Origin of the sequence: Methylobacterium variabile, assembly GCF_001043975.1 — a bacterium.
GTDB lineage: Bacteria > Pseudomonadota > Alphaproteobacteria > Rhizobiales > Beijerinckiaceae > Methylobacterium > Methylobacterium variabile.
The window spans coordinates 1-22,577 of record NZ_LABY01000260.1; the positions used below are offsets into that span (position 1 = coordinate 1).

The 22,577-nt window shown below is 72.6% G+C and carries 15 protein-coding genes; 6 read left to right on the forward strand and 9 right to left on the reverse strand.

Annotated features, from left to right (window positions below):
* The 4 genes from VQ02_RS29975 to VQ02_RS29990 form a co-directional block, all read left to right on the forward strand.
* The coding region (locus VQ02_RS29975) for a UDP binding domain-containing protein (protein ID WP_048447909.1) at nucleotides 1-496 on the forward strand (496 nt) is incomplete at its 5' end.
* A 136-nt stretch (nucleotides 497-632) separates the two neighbouring features.
* Nucleotides 633-869: an Lrp/AsnC ligand binding domain-containing protein gene (locus tag VQ02_RS29980; protein WP_048426071.1), complete on the forward strand. Its 237-nt coding sequence runs from the start codon at nucleotides 633-635 to the stop codon at nucleotides 867-869.
* Nucleotides 870-1,239: 370 nt separating this feature from the next.
* On the forward strand, nucleotides 1,240-8,697 hold the full coding sequence (locus tag VQ02_RS29985) for a type I polyketide synthase (RefSeq protein ID WP_048447910.1): 7,458 nt from the start codon (nucleotides 1,240-1,242) through the stop codon (nucleotides 8,695-8,697).
* On the forward strand, nucleotides 8,694-10,064 hold the full coding sequence (locus tag VQ02_RS29990; RefSeq protein WP_048447911.1) for an aminotransferase class I/II-fold pyridoxal phosphate-dependent enzyme: 1,371 nt from the start codon (nucleotides 8,694-8,696) through the stop codon (nucleotides 10,062-10,064). Before VQ02_RS29985 ends, VQ02_RS29990 begins: the two co-directional genes overlap by 4 nt.
* A 126-nt stretch (nucleotides 10,065-10,190) precedes the next feature.
* On the opposite strand, the gene VQ02_RS29995 is transcribed toward VQ02_RS29990, so the two are convergent.
* Together VQ02_RS29995 and VQ02_RS30000 are read right to left on the reverse strand one after the other, a co-directional pair.
* A complete protein-coding gene (locus VQ02_RS29995; protein WP_048447912.1) occupies nucleotides 10,191-11,039 on the reverse strand; it encodes a formyltransferase family protein in 849 nt (282 codons plus the stop codon).
* Nucleotides 11,040-11,071: 32 nt separating this feature from the next.
* Complete coding sequence (locus tag VQ02_RS30000) at nucleotides 11,072-11,845, reverse strand: SDR family NAD(P)-dependent oxidoreductase (RefSeq protein ID WP_048447913.1); 774 nt, start codon at nucleotides 11,843-11,845, stop codon at nucleotides 11,072-11,074.
* Nucleotides 11,846-12,123: 278 nt separating this feature from the next.
* On the opposite strand from VQ02_RS30000, the gene VQ02_RS30005 reads away from it, so the two are divergent.
* Nucleotides 12,124-14,097: a capsular polysaccharide biosynthesis protein gene (locus VQ02_RS30005; RefSeq protein WP_048447914.1), complete on the forward strand. Its 1,974-nt coding sequence runs from the start codon at nucleotides 12,124-12,126 to the stop codon at nucleotides 14,095-14,097.
* A 70-nt stretch (nucleotides 14,098-14,167) separates the two neighbouring features.
* Here VQ02_RS30005 and VQ02_RS30010 read toward each other — a convergent pair whose 3' ends face one another.
* Both VQ02_RS30010 and VQ02_RS30015 read right to left on the reverse strand, forming a co-directional pair.
* On the reverse strand, nucleotides 14,168-15,268 hold the full coding sequence (locus tag VQ02_RS30010) for a phytanoyl-CoA dioxygenase family protein (RefSeq protein WP_048447915.1): 1,101 nt from the start codon (nucleotides 15,266-15,268) through the stop codon (nucleotides 14,168-14,170).
* A 329-nt stretch (nucleotides 15,269-15,597) separates the two neighbouring features.
* Nucleotides 15,598-16,971, reverse strand: coding sequence for a capsule biosynthesis protein (locus tag VQ02_RS30015; protein WP_083469535.1), 1,374 nt, complete (start codon nucleotides 16,969-16,971; stop codon nucleotides 15,598-15,600).
* Between the two features lie 643 nt (nucleotides 16,972-17,614).
* Here VQ02_RS30015 and VQ02_RS30020 point away from each other — a divergent pair.
* Entirely contained in the window at nucleotides 17,615-18,859 is a 1,245-nt protein-coding gene (locus VQ02_RS30020) for a polysaccharide biosynthesis/export family protein (protein ID WP_048447916.1), read from the forward strand.
* Between the two features lie 102 nt (nucleotides 18,860-18,961).
* On the opposite strand, the gene ettA is transcribed toward VQ02_RS30020, so the two are convergent.
* The 5 genes from ettA to VQ02_RS38820 form a co-directional block, all read right to left on the reverse strand.
* Nucleotides 18,962-20,614 carry an energy-dependent translational throttle protein EttA gene (ettA, locus tag VQ02_RS30025; protein WP_048447917.1) on the reverse strand — a complete coding sequence of 551 codons (1,653 nt, stop codon included), beginning with the start codon at nucleotides 20,612-20,614 and terminating at the stop codon, nucleotides 18,962-18,964.
* Nucleotides 20,615-20,833: 219 nt separating this feature from the next.
* Nucleotides 20,834-21,106 carry a hypothetical protein gene (locus VQ02_RS30030; protein ID WP_048447918.1) on the reverse strand — a complete coding sequence of 91 codons (273 nt, stop codon included), beginning with the start codon at nucleotides 21,104-21,106 and terminating at the stop codon, nucleotides 20,834-20,836.
* A gap of 9 nt (nucleotides 21,107-21,115) precedes the next feature.
* Nucleotides 21,116-21,982: a DNA/RNA non-specific endonuclease gene (locus VQ02_RS30035; protein WP_048447921.1), complete on the reverse strand. Its 867-nt coding sequence runs from the start codon at nucleotides 21,980-21,982 to the stop codon at nucleotides 21,116-21,118.
* 11 nt (nucleotides 21,983-21,993) lie between these two features.
* Entirely contained in the window at nucleotides 21,994-22,230 is a 237-nt protein-coding gene (locus tag VQ02_RS30040) for a hypothetical protein (protein WP_048447919.1), read from the reverse strand.
* Between the two features lie 104 nt (nucleotides 22,231-22,334).
* Nucleotides 22,335-22,577: hypothetical protein (locus VQ02_RS38820; protein ID WP_209437084.1), on the reverse strand; the 243-nt coding region annotated here is incomplete at its 5' end.

The following is a 22,577-nucleotide window of genomic DNA, read 5'->3' on the forward strand; positions in this document are numbered from 1 at the left end:
CCTGGTCAAGACCGCGCAGGACGCCGGCTCCCCGGTGCGCCTCGTCGAGACGGTGGTGGCGGTCAACGACCAGCGCAAGCGGGCGATGGCCCGCAAGGTGGTGGCGGCCTGTGGCGGGAGCGTGCGGGGCCGGCGCGTCGCGGTCCTGGGGCTGACGTTCAAGCCGAACACCGACGACATGCGCGAGGCGCCCTCGCTCGCGATCATCGCGGGTCTGCAGGATGCCGGCGCGCGGGTGGTGGCCTACGACCCGGAGGGGATGGAGCAGGCCCGGCCGCTCCTGCGCGAGGTCGAGTACGCTTCCGACCCGTATGCCTGCGCCCAAGGAGCGCACGCGCTGGTGATCGTGACGGAGTGGGACGCCTTCCGGGCGCTCGACCTCAGGCGCCTGCGTGCGGCGATGGCCGAGCCGATCCTCGTCGATCTGCGCAACGTCTACCGTCCGGACGACGTGCGCCGCCACGGGTTCACCTACGCCAGCGTCGGACGCCCCTGACCGGCGACGCAGCCGCCAGGTCCGTGCGAGACCGGGTGATCCGCCCGCCGCCATGCGGACGGACGACGCCTGATCTCACGCATTCGTTCCGGAATTATTCCAAGACGATATTCCGCAAACTGCCAGGAGAGAGCCGATGCAGACCTTTTTCGTCGAGATCAAGTGCCGCCTGGGGAAAACCTATACCGTGGCGAGCGCGCTGGCCGACCGCGAGATCGCCTCCGAGATCTATTCGACGGCGGGGCACTACGACGTCCTGGCAAAGTTTCACGTCGATGATGGTGTGGATATCGGGCATTTCGTGGCCGAGCACGTGCAGACCATCGCGGATATCCAGGATACCCGCACGATCATCACCTTCAAGGCGTTCTGATCGCTCCGCCCCGGACGGGCGGTTCCGGTGCGGCGCTGCCCCATTACGACCTGATTCATCGGGTCTAACGCATCGACTGCGTTCCGGCCCGGCTGCGGCCACGGCCGAGCTTAACAGGATCGTATAGCTTGCCGGACATTTCTGTCGGATGACATTGTCGTATCGTGTGGATCGGCGTTGTGCCGGGCCGCGCGGCGGGACTTTGACTGATGAAGGCATGTCACAGTTGGGCCAAGTCTTGTGCGGCCCGGGCGGTTGGGGCCGTTCGGGGGTTGGCGCGATGCAGGCCTCATACTATGGGTTGGGCTGAATGCCCGGGTGCGGCGCCGTCGCGTCCGGTCCACCGTAATGAGCGTGTAGCGAATCGAACGTGATACAGCGTCCTGACATCGCGATCATCGGTCGGGCCTGCCGGCTCCCTGGCGCTTCGAGCGTCGACAGTCTGTGGCAGATGCTCGTCGAGGGACGGTGCGCCGTCTCGCGCATCCCGGAGGACCGCTGGTCCCTCGAGCGCATGGGCCACCCCCGGGCGCAGGAGCGGGGCAAGAGCTACACCTGGGCGGCGGGCGTCATCGACGATCCCTGGTCGTTCGATCCCTCGGTCTTCGGCATCTCGCCCCGCGAGGCCGAGCAGATGGACCCGCAGCAGCGCCTGCTGCTGGAGCTGACCTGGGAGGCGCTGGAGAGCGCGGGCCTGCGGCCGTCGGCCGTCGCCGGCAGCCCGATTGGCGTGTTCGTGGGCGCTTCCTCCCTCGACTACGGCAACCTGCGGGTGCTCGATTCCGCCTCGGGCGACGCCTACGCGGCGACCGGCAACACGCTGTCGATCCTGTCGAACCGGATCTCCTACATCTTCGACCTGAAGGGGCCGAGCTTCACCCTCGACACCGCCTGCTCGTCGTCCCTCGTCGCCCTCGACGCCGCGGTCGCGGCGATCGCCTCGGGGCGGATCGACACGGCGGTCGTGGCGGGCGTCAACCTGCTGGTGAGCCCGTTCAACTTCGTGTCGTTCTCCAACGCCTCGATGCTGTCGCGCACCGGCCTGTGCCAGGCCTTCTCGGCCAAGGCCGACGGCTACGTGCGCGCCGAGGGCGGCGTCGTCCTAGTGCTGCAATCGGCGCGTGCCGCCGCCCGCAACGGGTCGACGGTGCGCGGCGTGATCGCCGCCTCGAAGGTCAACTCGGACGGGCGCACCACCGGCATCTCGCTGCCCTCCGGCTACGCGCAGGGAGCCCTCCTCGACGAGATCTACCACGAGGCCGGGGTCTCCCTCGATTCGATCACCTTCGTCGAGGCGCACGGCACCGGCACCCCAGTGGGCGACCCGATCGAGGCCGGGGCCATCGGCGGCAAGCTCGGCCGCGGCCGCTCGGCCCCCCTGCCGATCGGCTCGATCAAGACCAATATCGGCCACACCGAGCCGGTGTCGGGCCTCGCCGGCCTGCTCAAGGCCAGCCTGGCGCTCGAGCACGACCTGCTGCCGCCCTCGCTGCACAGCGCCGAGCTCAACCCGGCGATCCCGTTCGACGAGCTGAACCTCGCGGTCAACCGGGAGCTGCGGCCCCTGCCCCGCACGGGCAAGGAGCGCTTCGCCGGCGTGAACTCGTTCGGCTTCGGCGGCACCAACGCCCACGTCATCCTGACCGACCCGGCGCCGACCGCGGCGGCCGCACCGGCCGCGCAAACTCCCGAGCCCGAGGTGCTGCTGGTCTCGGCACAGACCAAGGCGGCGCTCGCCGACCTCGCCCAGGACTACGCCGCGCGCCTCGACGGGGCCGACGCGGCCGAGGTCGCCCGCGTCGCCGCGGCGGCAGCGCATCGCCGCGAGCGCCTGCCGGTCCGCGTCGCGATCCCGCTGCGCGATCCTGCCCTCAAGGGTCCGGAGGACGTGGCGGAAGCGCTGCGCGCGATCGCCGAGGGCGAGGAGAGCCCGGCGGCCGTCGTCGCCACCGCGGTCGAGCGGGCCGGCGGCGTCGCCTTCGTGTACTCGGGCAACGGCAGCCAGTGGGCCGGGATGGGCCGGGACGCCTACGCCCTCAACCCGGTCTTCCGCGCCCGCTTCGACGAGGCCGACGCCCTGTTCCGGCCCCTCGCCGGCTGGTCGCTGAAGGAGGCGCTGCACGCCGACGACCTCGAGCAGCGGCTCGCCCTCACCAGCGTGTCGCAGCCGCTGATCTTCGCCATCGAGGCGGCCTCGACGGCGGCCCTGCGTGCCGTCGGCCTGCGGCCGACAGCAATCGTCGGCCACTCGGTCGGCGAGATCGGCGCCGCCGAGGCCGCCGGCATCCTGACCCTCGAGCAGGCCGTGAAGGTCATCTTCTACCGCTCGAAGCACCAGGAGGCGACCCGCGGGCTCGGCACCATGGCGGTGCTGCTCGCCCCCGTCGAGGAGGCGCAGGCCTTCCTCGTCGACTACCCCGAGCTCGACATCGCCGCCTACAACAGCCCGAAGGCCGTGACCGTGGCGGGCCCGGTGGCGGTGATCGACGCCGCCATGAAGGCGCTCGCCCGCAAGCGCCGCCGCGGCCGCAAGCTCGACCTCGACTACGCCTTCCACGGCCGGCTGATGGACCCGATCGAGGCGGCGCTGCGGCGCGACCTCGCCGGGCTCTCCCCCGCTTCCGGCACCGTGCCGCTCGCCTCGACGGTGACCGGCGGCCTGCTCGACGGCCGCGCCTTCGACGCTGGCTACTGGTGGCGCAACATCCGCGAGCCGGTGCGGTTCAGCGCGGCAATCCAGGCCGCGGCGCAAGCCGGCGCCCGGGTCTTCGTCGAGGTGGGGCCGCGCCCGACCCTGCTGCCCCATATCGGCGACTGCCTCGAGCCGCTCGGGCTCGACGGCGCCACGGTCGGCGTGCTGCCCAAGAAGGCGCTCGACGCCGATCCGTTCCGGCGGGCGCTGGCGGCGGCGCTGGCGGCCGGCGCCGCGGTCGACGAGGACGTGGCGTTCGGGCGCGACCCGGCCGGGGTGGTGGCGCTCCCCCACTACCCCTGGCAGCGCAAGGTGTTCCGCCTGCCCGAGACCACCGAGGCGGCGAACCCCGCGAGCGCCCGGCCCTACCACCCGCTGATCGGCGGCCGCCAGGGGCCGGACGGCCTCGAGTGGATCGCCCATCTCGACGTCGCGACCCTGCCGGACCTCGACGACCACCGCATCGACGGTCAGGCGATCCTGCCCGGCGCGGCCTTCGCCGAGATGGCGCTGGCTGTCGGCCGCGAGATCGTGCGCTCCGAGAGCGTGACCCTCGCCGATCTCGAGATCCAGCAGCCGATGGTCTTCGCCGAGGACGCGGTGCGCGAGGTGCTGTCCCGGTTCGCGCCGGGCGCCAACCTCGTGCAGATCCTCTCGCGGCCGCGCCTGAGCCAGGCGCCGTGGCAGCTCCACGCCGTGGCCAAGCTGGTCGAGGGCGAGACGCCGCTCCCGCCTCGCCTGTCCGGCCGCGAGATGGCGGCCCTGCCGTCCGAGACCACGGTCGAGGGCGAGGCGCTCTACGCCCGCGCCAGGGCGTCCGGCCTCGGCTTCGGCCCGACCTTCCGCCAGGTCGCCCGCAGCGCGCGGATCGACGACGCCACCATCGTGTCCGACCTGGTGCCGGCCGAGGCGAATGCCCGCTACGGCCTCGTGCCGGCTCGCCTCGATTCCTGCTTCCACGGCCTGATCCTGCTCTTCGCCGACCTCCTCGGCGAGGCGGCGACCCGGGCCTACGTGCCGATCCGCTTCGGCGAGGTCCGGCTGCTGCGGCCGGGCGCGGCGATCGCCCGGGCGGTGATCCGCACCCGACGGTGCAACGAGCGCAGCATCCTGGCCGACTTCACCCTGGTGGACGAGGCCGGCGAGGTCGTCGCCACCTTGCGCGAGGGCCGGTTCCAGGCCCTGCGCATGAAGGCCGGCAACGACCTCGACGCCTTCGCGATCCGCCAGTTCACCGAGCTCGCCACCGAGCCGACGGCGATTGCCCTCGAGCCGCAGCCGGCCATTGCGGCGCTTGTCCGCCGGCAGGCCGGCGCGGTCACGGCCACCGGCGAGGCGGCCCTGGGCGGCGGCCACATGCTGCTCGAGGGCTGGGCGACCTCGCTCGCCGACCAGCTGGCCCGCGGCCTCGCGGCGGGCGGCGTCGTCGACGTCGCAGCCTCGCGCCGGCTGCCGACGGCCTTGCGGCCCTGGCTCGTCAACCAGCTCCTGGCGCTGGAAGTCAGCGGCCTCGCGGAAGGAGCCGGCGACGGTCGCTGGCGCCTGCGCGCCGACGTGACGCTCCCGGCGCCCGACGAGATCATGCGCTGGATCGCGGCGGACCATCCGGAGCTGTCGGCGGAGCTGCTGCTCTGCGCCGACCTCGGCGCCGTCGTCTCGCGCATCCTGGCCGGCACGCTGGCGGAGGCCCCGTCCCTGCCGCAGGCGGCGCTCGACGCGTTCTCGCTGCGCGGCGCCACCGTGCGGGCCTCGGCCGACGCGGTGATGCGGCTCCTCTCCGACAGCGCCGCGTCCCTGCCGCGCGACCGGGCCCTGCGCCTGCTCCAGGTCGGGTTCGGGCCGCTCTCGGCCCAGGTCGCGACCTTCGCGGGCCTCAACGAGGCGCGCCTGACGGTGTTCGAGGCCGACCGGCGCCTCGCCGAGCGCGCCCGCCTCGCCCTGCCCGCCGGCGTCACGGTCGTCGAGGACCCGGCGGCGCTGGGCCTCGCCGCCTTCGACGCGGTGCTCGCGAGCGACGTGCTCCACCGCGCCTCGCGCGACCTCCTGAGCCCGCTGGCGTCGAGCCTCGCGGCCGGCGGCCTGTTCGCGGCGGTCGAGCCCGGCGCCTCGCTGTTCCGCGACATGGTGTTCGGCCTGAACGCCGGCTGGTTCGAGACCGTCGGCGAGGTGCCGGTCGGGCGCCTCGACGACGTCGCCGCCTGGCAGCGCTCGTTGAGCGCCGTCGGCCTCGTCAAGGTCGCGGCCGACCGGGCGGTGACGCGCAACGGCAACGACCTGCTGCTTCTGGCCGAGGCTCCGCCGCGGCCGAAGGCCGCCGCCGGCCAGACCTTCGCCTTCGTGATCGGCTCCGAGGACGAGTTCGCGGCCGAGACCGCCTCCTCGCTGGCGACCCTGCTGGTGGCGAGCGGGGTCCACGTCTCGATCATCCTCGATTCCGAGGCTTCCCTGCGCGAGCTCGAGCGCGAGACGCCCGACACGGTCGTGTACCTCGCCGGCGCCTTCAACCGCGGCGGCGAGCCGGCCGAGCGGCTGCGCGAGCGCTGCCTCGGGCTCAAGCGCTGCGTCGAGCACCTCGGCAGCCGCCAGACCCGGCTCTGGGTCGTCTGCCCCGGCGCCACCCGCGACCGCGGCGGGCTCGCCTGCGGCGTCGAGGCCGGCATGTGGGCCTTCACCCGGACGCTGGCCAACGAGGTCGCCAGCCTCGACGTGCGCCGCATCGACCTCTCGACGGCGATCTCCTCGAAGCGCTCCGCCGAGCGCCTGCGCGACCTGATCCTGTCCGGCACGCCCGAGACCGAGATCGTGGTCGACGACGACGCCACCCGCGTGGTGCGCTTCTCGCAGGGCGCGCGTCTGGCCCGCCGGTCCGGTCCCGCAGCCCCGGCCGCGCGGCTCGAGCGCAGCACGACCGGCGGCCTCAACGAGATGCACTGGGGGCCGGCCGAGCGCGCCGCGCCCGGCGTGGGCGAGATCGAGATCGCGGTCGAGGCCACCGGCCTCAACTTCCGCGACGTGCTCTGGGCCCTGTCGATGCTGCCCGAGGAGATCCTCGAGGACGGCTTCGCCGGTCCGCGGCTCGGCCTCGAATGCGCCGGCCGCGTCGCGGCCGTCGGCGCGGGCGTGACTGCGTTCAAGCCCGGCGACCGGGTGGTGGCCTTCGCCCAGTCGGGCTTTTCCACCCACATCGTGGTGCCCGAGATGGTCGTGGCGGCGGCTCCGCAGGGGCTGTCGTCGGAGGCCGCCGCCACCACGCCGGTGGCGTTCCTCACGGCCTATTACGGCCTCGTGACGCTCGCCCGCCTCAAGGCCGGCGAGTGGGTGCTGGTCCATGGCGGCGCCGGCGGCGTCGGCCTCGCGGCGCTCCAGATCGCCCGGATGCGCGGCGCCCGGGTCATCGCCACGGCCGGCTCGAACGAGAAGCGCGCGCTGGTCAAGGCGCTCGGCGCCGAGCACGTGCTCGATTCGCGCTCGCTCGCCTTCGTCGACGACATCCGCCGCATCACCGGCGACGGGGTCGACGTGGTGCTCAACAGCCTGTTCGGCGAGGCGATGGAGCGCAGCCTCAACGCGCTCAAGCCCTTCGGGCGCTTCGTGGAACTCGGCAAGCGCGACTACGTTGCCAACACCCATATCGGCCTGCGGCCGTTCCGCCGGAACCTGTCCTATTTCGGCGTCGACCTGGACCAGCTGCTCCAGTTCCAGCCGGAGGAGGGCAAGCGGCTGTTCCGCGAGGTGATGGCGCTGTTCACCGACGGCAGCCTGAAGGCGCTGCCCTACCAGCCCTTCGCGGCGGAGGAGGTCTCGGACGCGTTCCGGCTGATGCAGCAGTCCGGTCATGTCGGCAAGATCGTGATCGCGCCGCCGAGGGCCGGCACGGTCCCGGCCGAGACCGGCAAGCCCTTCGTGGTGGCGCCCGACCGCGTCCACCTCGTCACCGGGGGCTTGGGCGGCTTCGGCATCGAGGCGGCGCGCTGGCTCGCCGACCGGGGCGCGCGTCACATCGCGCTCGTCGGCCGCAAGGCGCCGTCCGGCGAGGCCGCGCTCTCGGCCATCGCCGACCTCAAGGCCCGCGGCGTCGCGGTGCAGGTCGAGTCCTGCGACATCGCCGACCAGACTTCCGTCCGGCGCCTGCTCGCCCGCGTCGAGGCCGGGGGGCGCAAGCTCGCCGGCATCATCCACGGCGCAATGGTGCTGCAGGACGGCTTGATCGCCAACCTCGACCCGGCCGCCCTCGACGCGGTGATCGCCCCCAAGGTGACCGGCGCCGGCCACCTCGACGCGCTCACCCGCGACCGGTCCCTCGACTACTTCGTGCTGTTCTCCTCGGCCACGACCTTCATCGGCAACCCGGGCCAGGGCTCCTACGTCGCCGCCAACGGCTTCATGGAGGGCCTCGCCCGCCAGCGCCGCCGCCTCGGCCTGCCGGCCCTGGCGGTGGCCTGGGGCGCCATCGGCGACGTGGGCGTGCTCGCCCGCAACAAGGCCGTGATGGAGACGCTGGCCGGCCGCGTCGGCGTGACGCCGGTCGACGCCCGCAAGTCCCTCGACCTGATGGCCGAGGCGCTGGGGTCGCAGGGATCCGCTCCCGACGACGCGGTGATCGCCATCGCGGCGATGCACTGGGGCAAGGCGCGCGAGCGTCTCGCGACCTTGCGCTCCCCGAGCTACGCCAGCCTCGGCTCCGAGCAGCAGGCGGAGTCCGGCGGGCAGGCCGCGATCAGCATCCCGGCCCTGCTGCGCGCCCACGACCTCGACGAGGTCCGCAAGACCGTCGCCGACGCCATCGTGGAGGACATCGCCCGCATCCTGCGCCTGCCGAAGGACGACATCAGCCGGGTGCGCCAGCTCTCAGAGATCGGCCTCGACTCGCTCATGGGCGTCGAGCTCGGCGCGAGCCTGCAGGAGCGCTTCGGCCTCGAGGCGCCGCCCGCCGGCGTGTCGAGCGGCCAGACCGTGACCGAACTCGCCGATACCCTGATCCAGTCGGTCTCGGCCCCGGTCGACGAGAGCGCGGCGGCGGTGCTCAGCCTGTCGCAGCGCCATGGCGGGGCCGAGGCGGTCGACGCCGAGGCGCTGCAGTCCCTCCAGGTGCTGGTCGAGCAGAACAGCCAGGACATCAAGGTCATCACCTCATGAGCAGCGGATCCTCCAACGGCGCGGGCGGACGCGAGGCCCTGGCGGGCTTCGTCGCCGCCCGCCTCGGCAAGGCTCCCGTCCGCCCCGCGCCGGCCCGCCCGACGCCCAAGCCCGCCCTCGCCCAGGCCCAGAGCTTCGACAGCCTGCCCGCCTACAAGGAGCTGAAGCTCCAGCGCTCGGCGGCCGACCTGATCGGCCTCGGCAACCCGTTCTTCCGCGTCCACGACGCCAAGGCCGGCGCCACGACGCAGATCGACGGCCGGCCCTTCGTCAACTTCTCGTCCTACGACTATCTCGGGCTCAATGGCCATCCGGAGGTGAACGCGGCGGCGCAAGGCGCGCTCGCGACCTACGGCACCTCGGCCTCGGCGAGCCGGATCGTCGCCGGCGAGCGCCCGGGCCACCTCGCCCTCGAGCGGGCGCTGGCCGCGCATTACGGCACCGAGGCCTGCGTCGTGATGGTGAGCGGGCACGCCACCAACGTGGCGACCATCGCGGCCCTGCTCGAGCCCGGCGACGTGATCTACCACGACGCCCTGATCCACAACTCGGTGGTCACCGGGGCGCAGCTGTCGGGCGCCCAGCGCCGCAGCTTCGCCCATAATGACCTCCAGGCCCTCGAATCCCTGCTGCACGCGACCCGCCACGAGCACCGCCGGGCGCTGATCGTGATCGAGGGCCTCTACAGCATGGACGGGGACGCCCCCGACCTCGCCGGCGTGGTCGCCCTCAAGGAGCGCTACGGCGCCTGGCTGATGGTCGACGACGCCCACGGCCTCGGCGTGCTGGGCCAGGACGGCCACGGCCTGCACGAGCAGTGCGGCGTCGCCCCCGGCAGCGTCGACATCTGGATGGGCACGCTGTCGAAGACGCTGTCGTCCTGCGGCGGCTACATCGCCGGCGCCGCGGCCCTGGTCGAGCTCCTGAAATGCACCGCGGGCGGCTTCGTCTACTCGGTCGGCCTGTCGCCGCCCCTCGCCGCCGCCGCCACCGCCTCCCTCGCCCTGATGCGGCGCGAGCCCGAGCGCGTGGCGCGCCTGCGCCGCAACGGCGCCCTGTTCCTCGCCTGCGCCCGCGAGCGCGGCCTCGACACCGGCACGAGCCTCGGCCTCGCGGTGGTGCCGGTGATCCTGGGCGATTCGCTCAAGGCCGTGACCCTGTCCGACCGGCTGTTCAAGCGCGGGATCAACGTGCAGCCGATCATCCATCCGGCGGTGCCGGAGCGCTCGTCGCGCCTGCGCTTCTTCATCACCTCCGAGCACACGCCCGAGCAGATCCGCGAGACCGTGACGGCGCTCGCCGACGAACTCGACGAGCTGAACCGGGGCGGCTCGCTGGTCGAGCGGCTGATGTCGCGGCGGGCGTAATCCCTCCGCGTCTCAAAAAAAACCCTTCCATCGGCAACCCGGGGGCCGCGCAGCGGAACCCGGGATGACGTGGCGGATCCGGTTCAGGTCGGCGCGCGTCGGGACTTGCACGCCGATGGAGCCGAATCACGGCTTGAGCGACAGGCTTAGCGCCTCGCGCAGGTCCCCGGTATCGACGAGCTTCCTGCCCCGCCGCTTCAGGTCGCGCAGCTGCGCCGGCGTCGGGAAGCCGCAATAGGGCAGGACAGGGACGCTCCGCCCCTCCGGTAGCGCGCCGGCCCGCTCGGCCTCGGCCAGCACACCATCCAGCAGCGGCCGGCCCGCCTCGTGCAGCAGAATGGCGGCCCGCGAGGCGGTGACGTCGGCGGGCAGCGCCACGGCCTGCTGCGCCAGGATGCCGCCGGCATCGATCGTCGGTGCGAGCCGGTGCACCGTGACGCCGAAATCCGGCGTGTCATCAAGGAGCGCGTGCAGGGTCGGCACCGGGCCGCGGTGGCGCGGCAGCCGCGAAGGATGGACGTTGAGCCCGCCCTTCGGCGCCGCCGCGAGGGTCGCGGCGTCGAAGATCTGGTCGAAGTGGAACGACAGGATCAGGTCGGCCCGGTGCTGGCGCAGGTGCCCGGTCACCTCCGGCCCGTTCACGTCGGTGACGGTGGTGTGCGGCAGGCCGAGGCGCCGGCACAGCGTGCGCAGGGGCGTGGCCTCCGGCACGTCGCGGCTGCCGGCGAGCGCCTGCGTCGCCGGGCTTAAGCCGCGGACGAGGTCGGGCAGGCCGAAATTCACCGCCAGATAGGGCAGGAAGCCAGGCCCGGAGCGCCGGAGGTGGCGCCGCACCTGCCCGGTCAGCCCGCCGGTGCTCGGCCGCTCGGGGTCGGACAGGCCCACGAAGGCGATCCGCTCGGCGTGGTCGGCCACGAAGCGGCGCACCGCCCGGGCGTTGGGCAGGGCCTCGAGGGTGAACAGGGCAATCCGCACCGGGTCCTTCCTTCTCCGCGACGGGGCCGAGCTCAGCGCTGCTGCCGCTCGCTCATCCGGAAGCTGAAGCCGCGCATGCCGAGCCGGCGCAGGGATTCCGGCAGCAGCGCCGCGCCGCGGGCCGCGGCCGCCAGCGCCGCCGGGAAGGCGATCACCGCCTCGTCGCGGGCAAGTCCCTTGGCGATGCGCCGCGCCGCCGCCTCGGCGCTCATCTCGAGCGGGCGCCAGCCCTCGTAGTCGGCCCCCATGGCGGTCTTCACGTAGCCTGGGCAGACCACGTTCATCCGCACCCCCTTGGGCGCCAGCTTCTCGCGCAGCGCGAGGCCGTGGGCGAGGAGCGCCGCCTTGGTGCCGCTATAGGCGGGCGCGTCCGGCAGCGGCGCGATGGCGGCGAGGGAGGAGATCAGCGCGATCTGCCCGCGGCCTCGCTCCGCCATCCGGGCGACGCAGGGCAGTGCCACGTTGAGGGCGCCCATCAGGTTGACGTCGAGCACCAGGAAGGCGGTCTCCTCGGTCTCGAGGCCGCCGTCGGGATGACCGCCATTGACGCCCGCATTGGCGATGACGAGGTCGAGGCCGCGGCGCTCCGCCACGTCGTCGATCCAGGCCCGCACGCCGTCCCGGTCGCGCACGTCGAGGGACCGGGCCTCGACATCGGCGCCCTTGCGCCGGCAGGCCTCCGCCACCGCCTCCAGGCGCTCCGCGCCGCGGGCATTCAGGACCAGGGTGGTGCCGGGGGCGGCGTAGTGCTGCGCCAGGGCCGCGCCGATGCCGCTCGAGGCGCCGGTGATCAGGATGACGGGCATGGCGACTCCCTCGGGACGATCGGAACGCGGCGGCACGGCCGCGCCTGTAGCACGACGGTCCCTGCCGGGTCGCGGAAAAAGCCGGCATGCGGGGGCGGGCACGTCAGATCCGTCTTAACGAGAACCGGGGCAGGACTGACGCCCATGCACCGGAGCGCGGCCGGGATCCGGACCCGTGCGCATGCCGTGCGTGCTTGACGGGACCGGGGTGATGTGGAACGGCCCCTCCTCCGGGTTGCATCGCCTGGGCGGCACGGTCCGCAGTGAGTGAGAGGCGGATGGATCGCGGCAAGCTGAAGCGGTTGTGGCCCCGGATGCCGTCGGAGTCGGAGGGTCCCGGCCCGCGGCGCTCGCGCCGCCTGGGCAGCGAGCCGACCTCGCGGCGGGTGCGCCTGAGCGACCGCTGGGACGAGGGCTTCCTGCGCCTCGGCGACGCCCGTCCCGAGCGGGCCCTGAGCTACATCATCGACGGGCTCGGCATCCACTACGACGCCACGGCGCCGAGCGAGCTCGAGGTCATGCTCGAGGAGGGCGGCTGGGAGTCGGACGAGCTCTTCGCGCGCGCCCGGGCCGGGATCGCCCGCCTGCGCGAGGGGCGGCTCAGCCTCGACAACGATCCCCGCCGCCGCGACCTGCCGGCGCGGGCGCACGGGAATGCCGCCACCCGGCGCGTCGTGATCGTCGACCAGGCCGTCGGCGACCCGACGGTCGGCTTCGGCCTCGCCGGGGCCAGCGCCTTCGGGGCGATGCTGGCGGCCGCCGCGGCGGATGCGCCGGAGGCCGAGCGCCTAGTGGTGATGGATCCCGCGGCGAAGGTGGGCCGGCGCGGCCACATCGATGCGGCCGCGGCGGAAGCTGCGGGCGCCCGGCTGGTGGTCGACCCGGTCACGGCCTGGTCAGTGGCCGAGGATAGCGACCGCGTCTACGTCGTCTCCGCCCATGCCGGCTTCGAGGCGGCGCTGGCGGGCACGCCGGTGACCTGCTTCGGCCTGCCCTTCTACGCCGGCTGGGGCTTCACCGACGACCGGCTGCACCTGCCCCGGCGCACCCGACGGCGTGAGCCGGCCGAGGTGTTCGCCGCCGCCTACCTGGTCTGCTCGCGCTACTTCGACCCCTACACGGGGGCGCCGGCCCGGTTCGAGGACGCCGTGGCGATCCTCGACCTCGTCGCGGCGCGCTGGCGCGAGAACGCCGTGCCGACCCTCTGCGTCGGCTTCTCGGCGTGGAAGCGGGACTGGATCTCCCGGACCCTGTCGGCGCCGGGCAGCCGCCCGGTGGTGCGCCGGGGCGATGCGCCGGTCACCGCCGGTGAGCTCGCGGCGGTCCGACGCGTCGTGACCTGGGCGAGCCGGATGCCGGCGGGGACCGAGGCGGCCTGTCGCGAGGCCGGCGTGCCGCTCCTGCGCATGGAGGACGGCTTCCTGCGCTCGATCGGCCTCGGGGTCGCCCTGCGACCGGGCGCCTCGCACGTCCTCGACGCCGCCGGCGTCTACTACGACGCGACGCGCGAGAGCGACCTCGAGCACCTGCTCGAGACCGGCAGCTTCTCGGCCGATCTCCTCGCCCGGGCGGCCGCCTTGCGCGAGGCGGTGATCGCGGCGCGGGTGAGCAAGTACAACGTCGGCAGCGCCGCGATGCCGCCGATGCCGCGGCCGGGACCGGTGGTGCTGGTCGCCGGCCAGGTCGAGAACGACGCCTCGATCCGCCTCGGAGCTGCGACGGTCTCGGGCAACGCGGCGCTCCTGCGCCTCGCGCGCGAGCGCAATCCCGGTGCCGTGATTGCCTTCAAGCCGCACCCGGACGTCGAGGCGGGCCTGCGGCCGGGCTGGGTGCCGCCGGACGTCCTCGCGACCCACGCGGACGTGGTGCTGCGCGACGTCTCGGCGATCGACGCCATCGAGGCGGCGGACCGGGTCGAGGTCGTGACCTCGCTCATCGGCTTCGAGGCGCTTCTGCGCGGCAAGGCGGTGACCACCCACGGTGTGCCGTTCTACGCCGGCTGGGGCCTGACCGACGATCCGGGCTGCCTCCGCCGCACCCGCCGCCTCAGCCTCGACGAGTTGGTGGCGGGCGCCCTCATCCTCTATCCGCGCTACGTCGATCCGCGCACCGGCCTGCCCTGCCCGCCCGAGGTGCTGGTGCAGCGCCTCGCCGAGGGCGACCCGGAGCTGGCGCGCCGGGCCCTCACCCCCGAGGCTCTGCTCAAGCAGGTCTGGTCGGCGGTCTGGCGCCATCTGCTGCGGCGCGGGTGATCCGAGGTCCGGAGGTCATCGTCCGGACCTCGATCGCGCGCCCGCGCGGCGCCCATGCGATGAGACGCCCTTAGATCCGGGCTGGCGCGTCGATGGCGACGGCCCCGACCGGGCGCCAGGGTGCGCCGCGGCCGGTCAGGCGGCGCTTCGCGTCCTGCAGGCCGAGGTAGAGCGACAGTTCCCGCCCGCGCAGGCCCGGCAGCGCCTTCGGGTCGAGGCCGGTCCAGGGCAGGAACGGGTTGCGGCGGATATAGGTGTGCACCGTCACCCGGGTGCTCGCCCGCAGGCTCGGGGCCCGGGCGTGGAACCCGAAGGTATCGGCGATCACCAGGGTGTTGCCCGGCACCGCCACCCGCACCGGCCGGCCGTAGCCGAGCCCGGCGAGCTCGTCCTCGGCGATCCGGAACGAGCCGGCGGCGTGGTGGCCGTTGGCGGCGCTCCGGGCGGCGATGCTCTGTGCCCGCTCCCACTCGAGCCGCTCAGGCGTCGCCCGATGCGAGCCCGGCACGTAGGTGAAGGGCCCGTCCTCCTCGGCGACGTCGTGCAGGAAGAACCAGCCCTTGGTGGTGGCGTGGAAGGTGTCGGCGTGGAGCGCGGTCTGCGGGTCGTTCGGCCCGTCGGGTTCGGCCAGCACCGTCTGGAGATAGTAGACCGGCTCGCCGGCCCGGGACGCGGCGTAGTAGGTCAGGCCCCGCAATCCCGGATGCTCGGTCAGGGCCTTCAAGTGCGGCAGCGTCGCCAGGGACCGCCCGCCGAGGGGCACCATCCGCTGCACCGCCTGGCCCTGGCGCAGCTCCCGCGCCTCGAAGCTGCGGCCGTAGATCTCGGCTTTCAGCGCCGCGAAGGCTGCCGGGTCGAGGAAGTCGCGCTTGACCACGATGCCGTCGCGATCGAAGGCGGCGCGATCGGCCGGGTCGAGGAGGCCTGCCAGCCGCGCGCGACGCTGCTCGGCCATGCGGGCGGCGAGCCGTACCCGACCGACATGAAGGCCGAGCCGGTTCAGGGCCGGGCTGCCGAGGATCGGATTCTTGGCGAAGGACTTGTCGGCCCCGGCGACGCCCGCGATCCAGAGCGGCGCCCGGACGACCGCGCCGAGGGCGCGTGCTGCGCCACGGACGAGCGACGGGGGGCCCTCGCCCCTCGAAACGGTTGAGGTCGAGATGGACGACATCGGAGCGGATCCTCCCGGTTCCGCGCGGCCGCCCTCATCGCCGTGGACGGCGGCGTCGCGCGACAAGAGCAGGTCCTCCCGCCGGCTCGCCCTCGGCAAGGCAGGAGTTTGTCTGAACTGAATCCCGCAACATTGCGGACATATACAGGACAGACAGTGAGTGCCGGCTTCCTGTCGAAGCATGCGGCGCTTTCAAACCAGCATGGGCGATGTTGATCTGGCTTTAACTTATGCGAAACCTTGAGATGGTGCGTGCGCCGACGGTGTCCGGAAACGACAACGGGGCCGTTGCCGGCCCCGTTCTGGTCTCGCCTCTCGTGCTTGCGCATTCAGGCGTTCTGAAGCGCCTCGATGCCCCCCGGCAGGTCGTCGGCCGCCTCGGGCAGGGTGCGGGCCCGGGAGCGCACCTCGAGCCAAGCGCCCTGCGTGAGGTCGAGGCGGGAGGCCGTGGCCTCCACCGCCGCCGCCAGGCCCTCGCCCTTGTAGTACACGCCGCGGATCTGGATGTTGGCCACGATCGCCTTGATGAAGGCGTCCCAGAGGTCGCGCCGGGGCGGCTCGGCCTTCGTCCAGAACGTCTCGAGCGCGCCCTGGTAGGTCAGGCCCTGGATGTCGTAGATCGCGGCACCGAGGGTCATGGTCGGCTTGTTGGCGCGCATCGACCACAGGCCGACGGTGCTGTTGACCGTGACGACGCCCCGGCAGCCTTCCAGCATGGCGCCGAGGTCGCCGCCGTCGACGAAGTCGACCCGGTCGGCGACGCCCCACTTCACCGCCGAGCGGCGCACGATGCGCGACCAGTTGCGGATGCCCGGATCGAGGGGGTGGATCTTGACCAGCAGGCGCGACTCCGCCGGCGCGTGCTCGGCGAAGGAGCGGATCACCGCGTGAATCGGCGTCTTGAGGTCGAAGAACGGCGAGTAGGCGCGCAGCTGGAAGTCGTTCTCCATCTGCAGCGGCAGCACGTAGTAGGGCGTGCCGGCCTCCCGCAGGCGGCGCACCAGGGCGTCGCCCCGCGGGCCGGTGCGCTTGGCGCGCAGGATGTGCAGGCCGGTGCCGATATAGACCAGGGCCGGGTGGTGCACCTGGTGCGACTTGTAGCCGGGATAGAGCCACCAGAGCCAGTTGCTCATCAGGTGGTAGGCCATGTCCCAGGAGGCCTGGGTGAGGAAGCTGTCGCGGTAGCGCGGCACCAGGTCGGGCTCGGGCGCCTGCGCGGCCAGCGCCATCACCGCGTCCGGGTCCTTCGGGAAGCAGCTGTCGCCCGACATGCCGTCGCGCTCGAGCGTGATCCAGTCCGGCCGCAGATAGCCGAAATCCGTCACCGTGACGTTCAGCCCACGGGCCTTGGCGGCGGCGATCGCGACCTTGTGGTAGTAGCGCTGCTCGCCGAGCAGCATCAGGTCGGTCACGCCCTCGCGGTCGATCAGGTCGGCGATGAAGGCCGGCCAGGTCTCGCGGGTGCCGCGGAAGTTGACCCCGCCGGCCCGGCGCCAGAACAGCCAGTCGCCGAAGCAGAGGTTCACCCGCAGGCAGCGATGGCCCCGTGCCTCGAGCGCGTCGGCGACCCGGGCGAAATACGGCGTGACCGGACCCTGCAGGAACAGGAAGACCTGACGACTGTCCTGGCGGTGGCCCGGGCGGACGGGCTGCCGGGTCTCCTGGCGGCTCGGTTCGACGTTTCGCGCGGGATCAGCTCTCACGGGCACACCTCGGGTCTGGGCGGGAGCCGGCGACCGCTCACGGTCTCCGGTCGGGCCCTGGGACGGCGAAGGTCCGAGCAGGCTGCTGCCAGCCCGCCCGGACGGACATTCGGGGCGCGCGAGCCGCGCGCGAGCCGCTGACGACGCGGACACTACCGGCCGAGCCCGGACGGACAATGGCAGGGCTGCAACACCTGCGGGAAATCACAGTGCTGCGCCTGAGGGATCCGGCCGTCGCGGTCGACCGCCGCCATTAGGCCGGTGATCTGGGCAGGAACGTGGAATTTCGGAAAATCATCCCCAGGATTCACGCCCGATTGCATCGGCGCCAGGGGAGCCGCGCCTGCCGCCACGCTCGCGACGCATTTGCGGCCGACGGCCCTCCCGGCAGGCCGGCCCGGAGTGGACCCGGCGCAACACCGGCGCCGCTTGTGCATGCCGACGGCCCCGGCGGCGTCCCGTTAAATCGATCGCAGCGATCCGGGATGCTAGAGGGAGGCTGGCGAAGCGTGGCCGCGTGCGGCCGCGCCCAGGCGCGTCCGCCGATCAGGGCGAATGCCGGCCCGCACGCGGCGCGGCCGGTATCGATGGAGCAGGACCGAGGGCCATCGCGGATGGCCCGACGTCGTTCGGAGGGTGGTGCATGGTGCGCGTCGGTTTGCCAGCGGTCCTGGCGGCGGCTTGCCTCATCGGGGGTTGCAGCGGCTTCCTGCCCGCGGCGGGGCCGACGGCGAGCGCGGTGGAGAAGGGCGCCGACGTGGCGACCGACCAGGGCCTGCTCGCCCGCTACGAGATCGTCGACGTCGACGCCGCCGTGGTGGAGGCCCTGCGCGGCCGCCCCCTCGACAGCCTGCTCGCCTCCTTCGGCGACCGCCGCCCCTCGGTCCAGCCGGTGATCGGCGTCGGCGATGCCGTGACCGTGACGATCTGGGAGGCCGGCAGCGGCGGCCTGTTCTCGGGCCCCGCGATCGCCGACCGCTTCTCCACGGGCTCGAAATCCTCCAGCATTCCCGAGCAGATCGTGGCCCGGGACGGGACGATCTCGGTGCCCTATGCCGGCCGCATCCAGGTGGCGGGCAAGCGCGCCCCGGACGTCCAGGCCCAGATCGAGCAGGAGCTCGCCGGCAAGGCGATCCAGCCGCAGGTGCTCGTCACCGTGAACTCGCCGCTCAGCACCAGCGTCACGGTGCTGGGCGAGGCGGCGGCGGCCGGCGGCGGCGCCCGCCTGGCGGCGGCGGGCCGCGCTGGTGGCGCCGCTCCCGTCTCCGTCCTCGGCGGCGGCCGCGTGCCGCTGACCGAGAAGGGCGACCGGCTGCTCGACGTGATCGCCACTGCCGGCGGCATCTCGGCGCCGGTGAACGAGACCTTCGTGCGGCTCTCGCGCGGCTCGACCACCGCCACGGTGCCGATGACCGCGGTCGTCTCCAACCCGCGCGAGAACATCTTCCTGCGCCCGGGCGACACCCTCACCCTGGTGCGCGATCCCCAGACCTTCCTGGCCGTCGGCGCCACGGGGGCGAATTTCGAGATTCCGTTCTCGGCCGAGGGCATCACGCTCGCCCAGGCGCTCGCCAAGGCCGGGGGCTTGCGCGACTTCCAGGCCGACCCGGCCGGCGTGTTCGTCTTCCGGTTCGAGCCGGCCTCGGTGGTGCGCCGCCTGCATCCGGCAAGCCCGCTGCTCAGCGCGAACTTCGTGCCGGTGGTCTACCGGATCAACATGCGCGATCCCAACAGCCTGTTCGTCTCCCAGGCGTTCCGGATGCGCAACCGCGACCTCGTCTACGTCTCGAACGCCCCCTTCACCGAGGTCCAGAAGGTGCTGAGCGTCTTCTCCACCGTCACCTCGCCGATCGCCTCGGGCGCCTCGCTGTACTCGGCGACCCGGTAGCCCGGTCGCACGATCCCCACACGAGAACGGGCCCCGCAGGGCCCGTTTCCTCGTCGGCGTCGTGTTCGAAGGAGGCGGCGCCGGAGCGCCGCCTCCCGCCATTCAGCGGCTGAACTTCTTGTACTTGATCCGGTGCGGGATGGTGGAATCGACGCCGAGGCGCCGCTTCTTGTCCGCCTCGTAATCGGCGAAGTTGCCCTCGAACCACTCGACGTGGCTGTCGCCCTCGAAGGCGAGGATGTGGGTCGCGATCCGGTCGAGGAACCAGCGATCGTGGCTGATGATCACCGCGCAGCCGGCGTAATCCTCGAGCGCCTCTTCGAGCGCCCGCAGGGTGTCGACGTCGAGGTCGTTGGTCGGCTCGTCGAGCAGCAGCACGTTGGCGCCGCTCTTGAGGATCTTGGCGAGGTGGACGCGGTTGCGCTCGCCGCCCGACAGCACGCCGACCTTCTTCTGCTGGTCCGAGCCCTTGAAGTTGAAGGCGCCGCAATAGGCTCTGCTGTTGATCTCGCGCTTGCCGAGATACAGGATGTCGTTGCCTCCCGAGATCTCCTGCCAGACGGTGGCGTCGGGGTTGAGTGCGTCGCGGGACTGGTCGACGTAGCCGAGCTTGACGCTCTCGCCGACGCGGATCTCGCCCTTGTCGGGGCTCTCCAGGCCGTTGATCATCCGGAACAGGGTGGTCTTGCCAGCGCCGTTCGGGCCGATCACGCCGACGATGCCGCCCGGCGGCAGCTTGAACGACAGATCGTCGATCAGCAGCCGGTCGCCGAAGGCCTTCTCCAGGTGCTCGAACTCGATGACGTTGTTGCCCAGCCGCTCGGCGATCGGGATGACGATCTGCGCGGTCGAGGGCCCCTTCTCCTGCGACTTGGCGACGAGCTCCTCGTAGCGGGCGATACGAGCCTTGGACTTGGCCTGCCGGGCCTTCGGCGAGGCCGAGACCCACTCCTGCTCGCGCTCGAGGGTGCGCTGGCGCGCCTCCTCCTCACGGCCCTCTTGTGCGAGGCGCTTCTGCTTCTGCACCAGCCAGGACGAGTAGTTGCCCTCGTAGGGGATGCCCCGGCCGCGGTCGAGCTCGAGGATCCAGCCGGTGACGTTGTCGAGGAAGTAGCGGTCGTGGGTGACGATCAGGATCGCGCCCGGGTAGGAGCGCAGGTGGCCTTCGAGCCAGGCCACGGTCTCGGCGTCGAGGTGGTTGGTCGGCTCGTCGAGGAGCAGGAGCTCGGGCTGCCACAAGAGCAGGCGGCAGAGCGCGACGCGGCGGCGCTCGCCGCCCGAGAGGGTCGCGACCGCGACGTCGTCGCCGGGGCAGCGCAGGGCGTCCATCGCCTGGTCGACCTTGGAATCGAGGTCCCACAGGCCCTTGGCCTCGATCTCGTCCTGGAGGCGGGTCATCTCGTCCGCCGTCTCCTCGGAGTAGTTCATCGCGAGCTCGTTGTAGCGATCGAGGATCGCCTGGGACTCGGCGACGCCCTCCATCACGTTCTCGCGCACGGTCTTGTCCGGATCGAGCTGCGGCTCCTGCGGCAGGTAGCCGACCCGCGCGCCCTCCGCCACGAAGCCGTCGCCGGAGTATTCGGTGTCGATGCCCGCCATGATGCGCAACAGCGTCGACTTGCCGGCGCCGTTGACACCGAGCACGCCGATCTTGGCGTCCGGGTAGAAGGACAGGTGCACGTTGTCGAGCACCTTCTTGCCGCTGGAATAGGTCTTGGTCAGACCCCGCATGTGGTAGATGAATTCACGGGCCATGGGCTGGTCTTTCTGGGATTTCTTGCCGGTTGTCTGTCGCGCGGTCTGGCCGAGTGGTCCTTGCCGGATTCGGGCCGGCTCCCGGGAGACGATCTGGACCGCCGGGTGCCGGCGCGGGCGGCCGCGCGTGGGAATGGGGAGTGCTCCCGCGCTTACCAGGGCCGCCGGGGGGGTGCAAGGCGGCGCGAGGGCGCCCCGGAACCGTCGTCCCGGGCCAAGTCACCCGAACGGATTCTTGACCTCTTTCGTCGCCACCCGGACCTCCTGCGCCCGCTCGGGCAGGTCCGCCTCGCCCTCGAGCGCCGTCACGATCGCCGCCAGCGTCTCCTTGAGCGCCTTCGCCCGCTCCAGGCTCTCCCGGTCGCGGGCGAATTCGAGCGAGCCGTGCAGCACGACCCGGGCCGTGCCGTTCTCGAGGGTCAGGTCGCCGAGGGTCTGGACCGCGGCGTCGTCGGCGAACGGGGTGAAGGTCGGCTTCGCGTGCGCGGGCATGACGGGCCTTCAGAACAGCGAGCGGAGGAAGTCGCGCCAGGCGCGGCGGGCGGCGCGGCGCAGCTCGGCGGCGAGCCAGTCGAGGAAGCCGGGCTCGCGGCGGCTGCCGGCATGCTCGTCGCGCCGGGGCTCGGGCAGGGCCATGGTGCGGCGGCGGACGGAAGCCGGCAGGTCCGGGAAGGCGACGAGGCCGCCGATCGCGGCGAGCTGGTCGAGGGAGATCGCCTCCCAGGCGTCGCCCGGGGCGTTGCGGGCGAGGTAGACCCCGGCCTCACCGCGGTTGGCGTCGTAGACCGCCTTGAACAGCCGGGTCGGGATCAGCACTCGGCCCCGGAGCGACTGCACACTGGAACCCTCGAAGAGCGGCCCGGTGACGACGAAGAGGTCGCCCCGCTCGACCGCCAGCGCCCGCACGCTGCTCTCGATCCCCGCCCAGAGCCGGCGGTTGCCGTCCGGGTTCTGCGGCACGATGTTGGCGAGGCTGAAGGACTCGGCCTGCGCGCTCGGGCTCGGCATGTCGCCCGAGGGGGCCATGTGGCCCCGGTCCCAGCCGCTGCCGGTGTAATCCGCGAGTTCGGAGCGTGTCGCCTCCGGCAGGTCGTCCTCCTCGTGGAAGGCGTCGACCCGGTCGACCCGGCGGGCGGCCTCGACCCGCGCGGCGGTGAGGTGCTCGGCGGCGTAGAGCGGCGTGCGGGACAGCCCCGAATACAGGACCGCGAAGGCTTGGTAGCACAGGAGCGTGGTGTCGGCGGAGAGCCGCGGGTTGGTCAGCGCGGGACGCGTGCCGCCGGCGAAGTGCTCCGGGCAGCTGCGCGCCAGGACTGGCCCGGGCAGGATCAGGAGGAGCAGGCCGAGGGCGCCGCGGGCGGACGGCATCGCGGCGAGGGTCACGCGCAGATCCGGACCCGCCGCGGGCCCTCCGGCGTCGGCCGCACCCGCCAGGTGCAGACGGGGATCCGGCGCCGCGAGACCGCGTCGCAGGTCCGGTCCGACGGTGGGCAGACCGGAAGATGCGGCAGCCAGGCGGGATCCAGGTTGGGGTACAGGGGTACCGCCCCCGCTTGGCTCGGCACCGCGAACAGGATGCCCAGGACGAGCCCGCGAGCCGGTATCGACCGTCTCATCTGACCTCCGTGAGGGGATGCGTATTGGCAAAATCGGCGGGCGATCTCACCGTGCCCCATCACTCTAGCGCATCCGGACGCAGCTGTCCCGCCGCGCCCGGAATTCACTTCGGGTTCAGGATGTTCTTCGGAGTTGTTGCCCTGCGCACAGCCGCAACCGTAACGCTAGCGAGCCGCGCGATGGCGCGACCGGCCGCTTGCGGTATAACGGCCGTCAGTTGCGAGGACTCCCGGCCGTCAGGCCCGAGCGGGGTCCGCCCCTGAACAGCGAGTGTCACGACTTGTCCGATCTGGTTCTCCCCCTCCTCGACCGCGTCCGCGAGCCCGCGGACCTGCGCCAGCTGCCC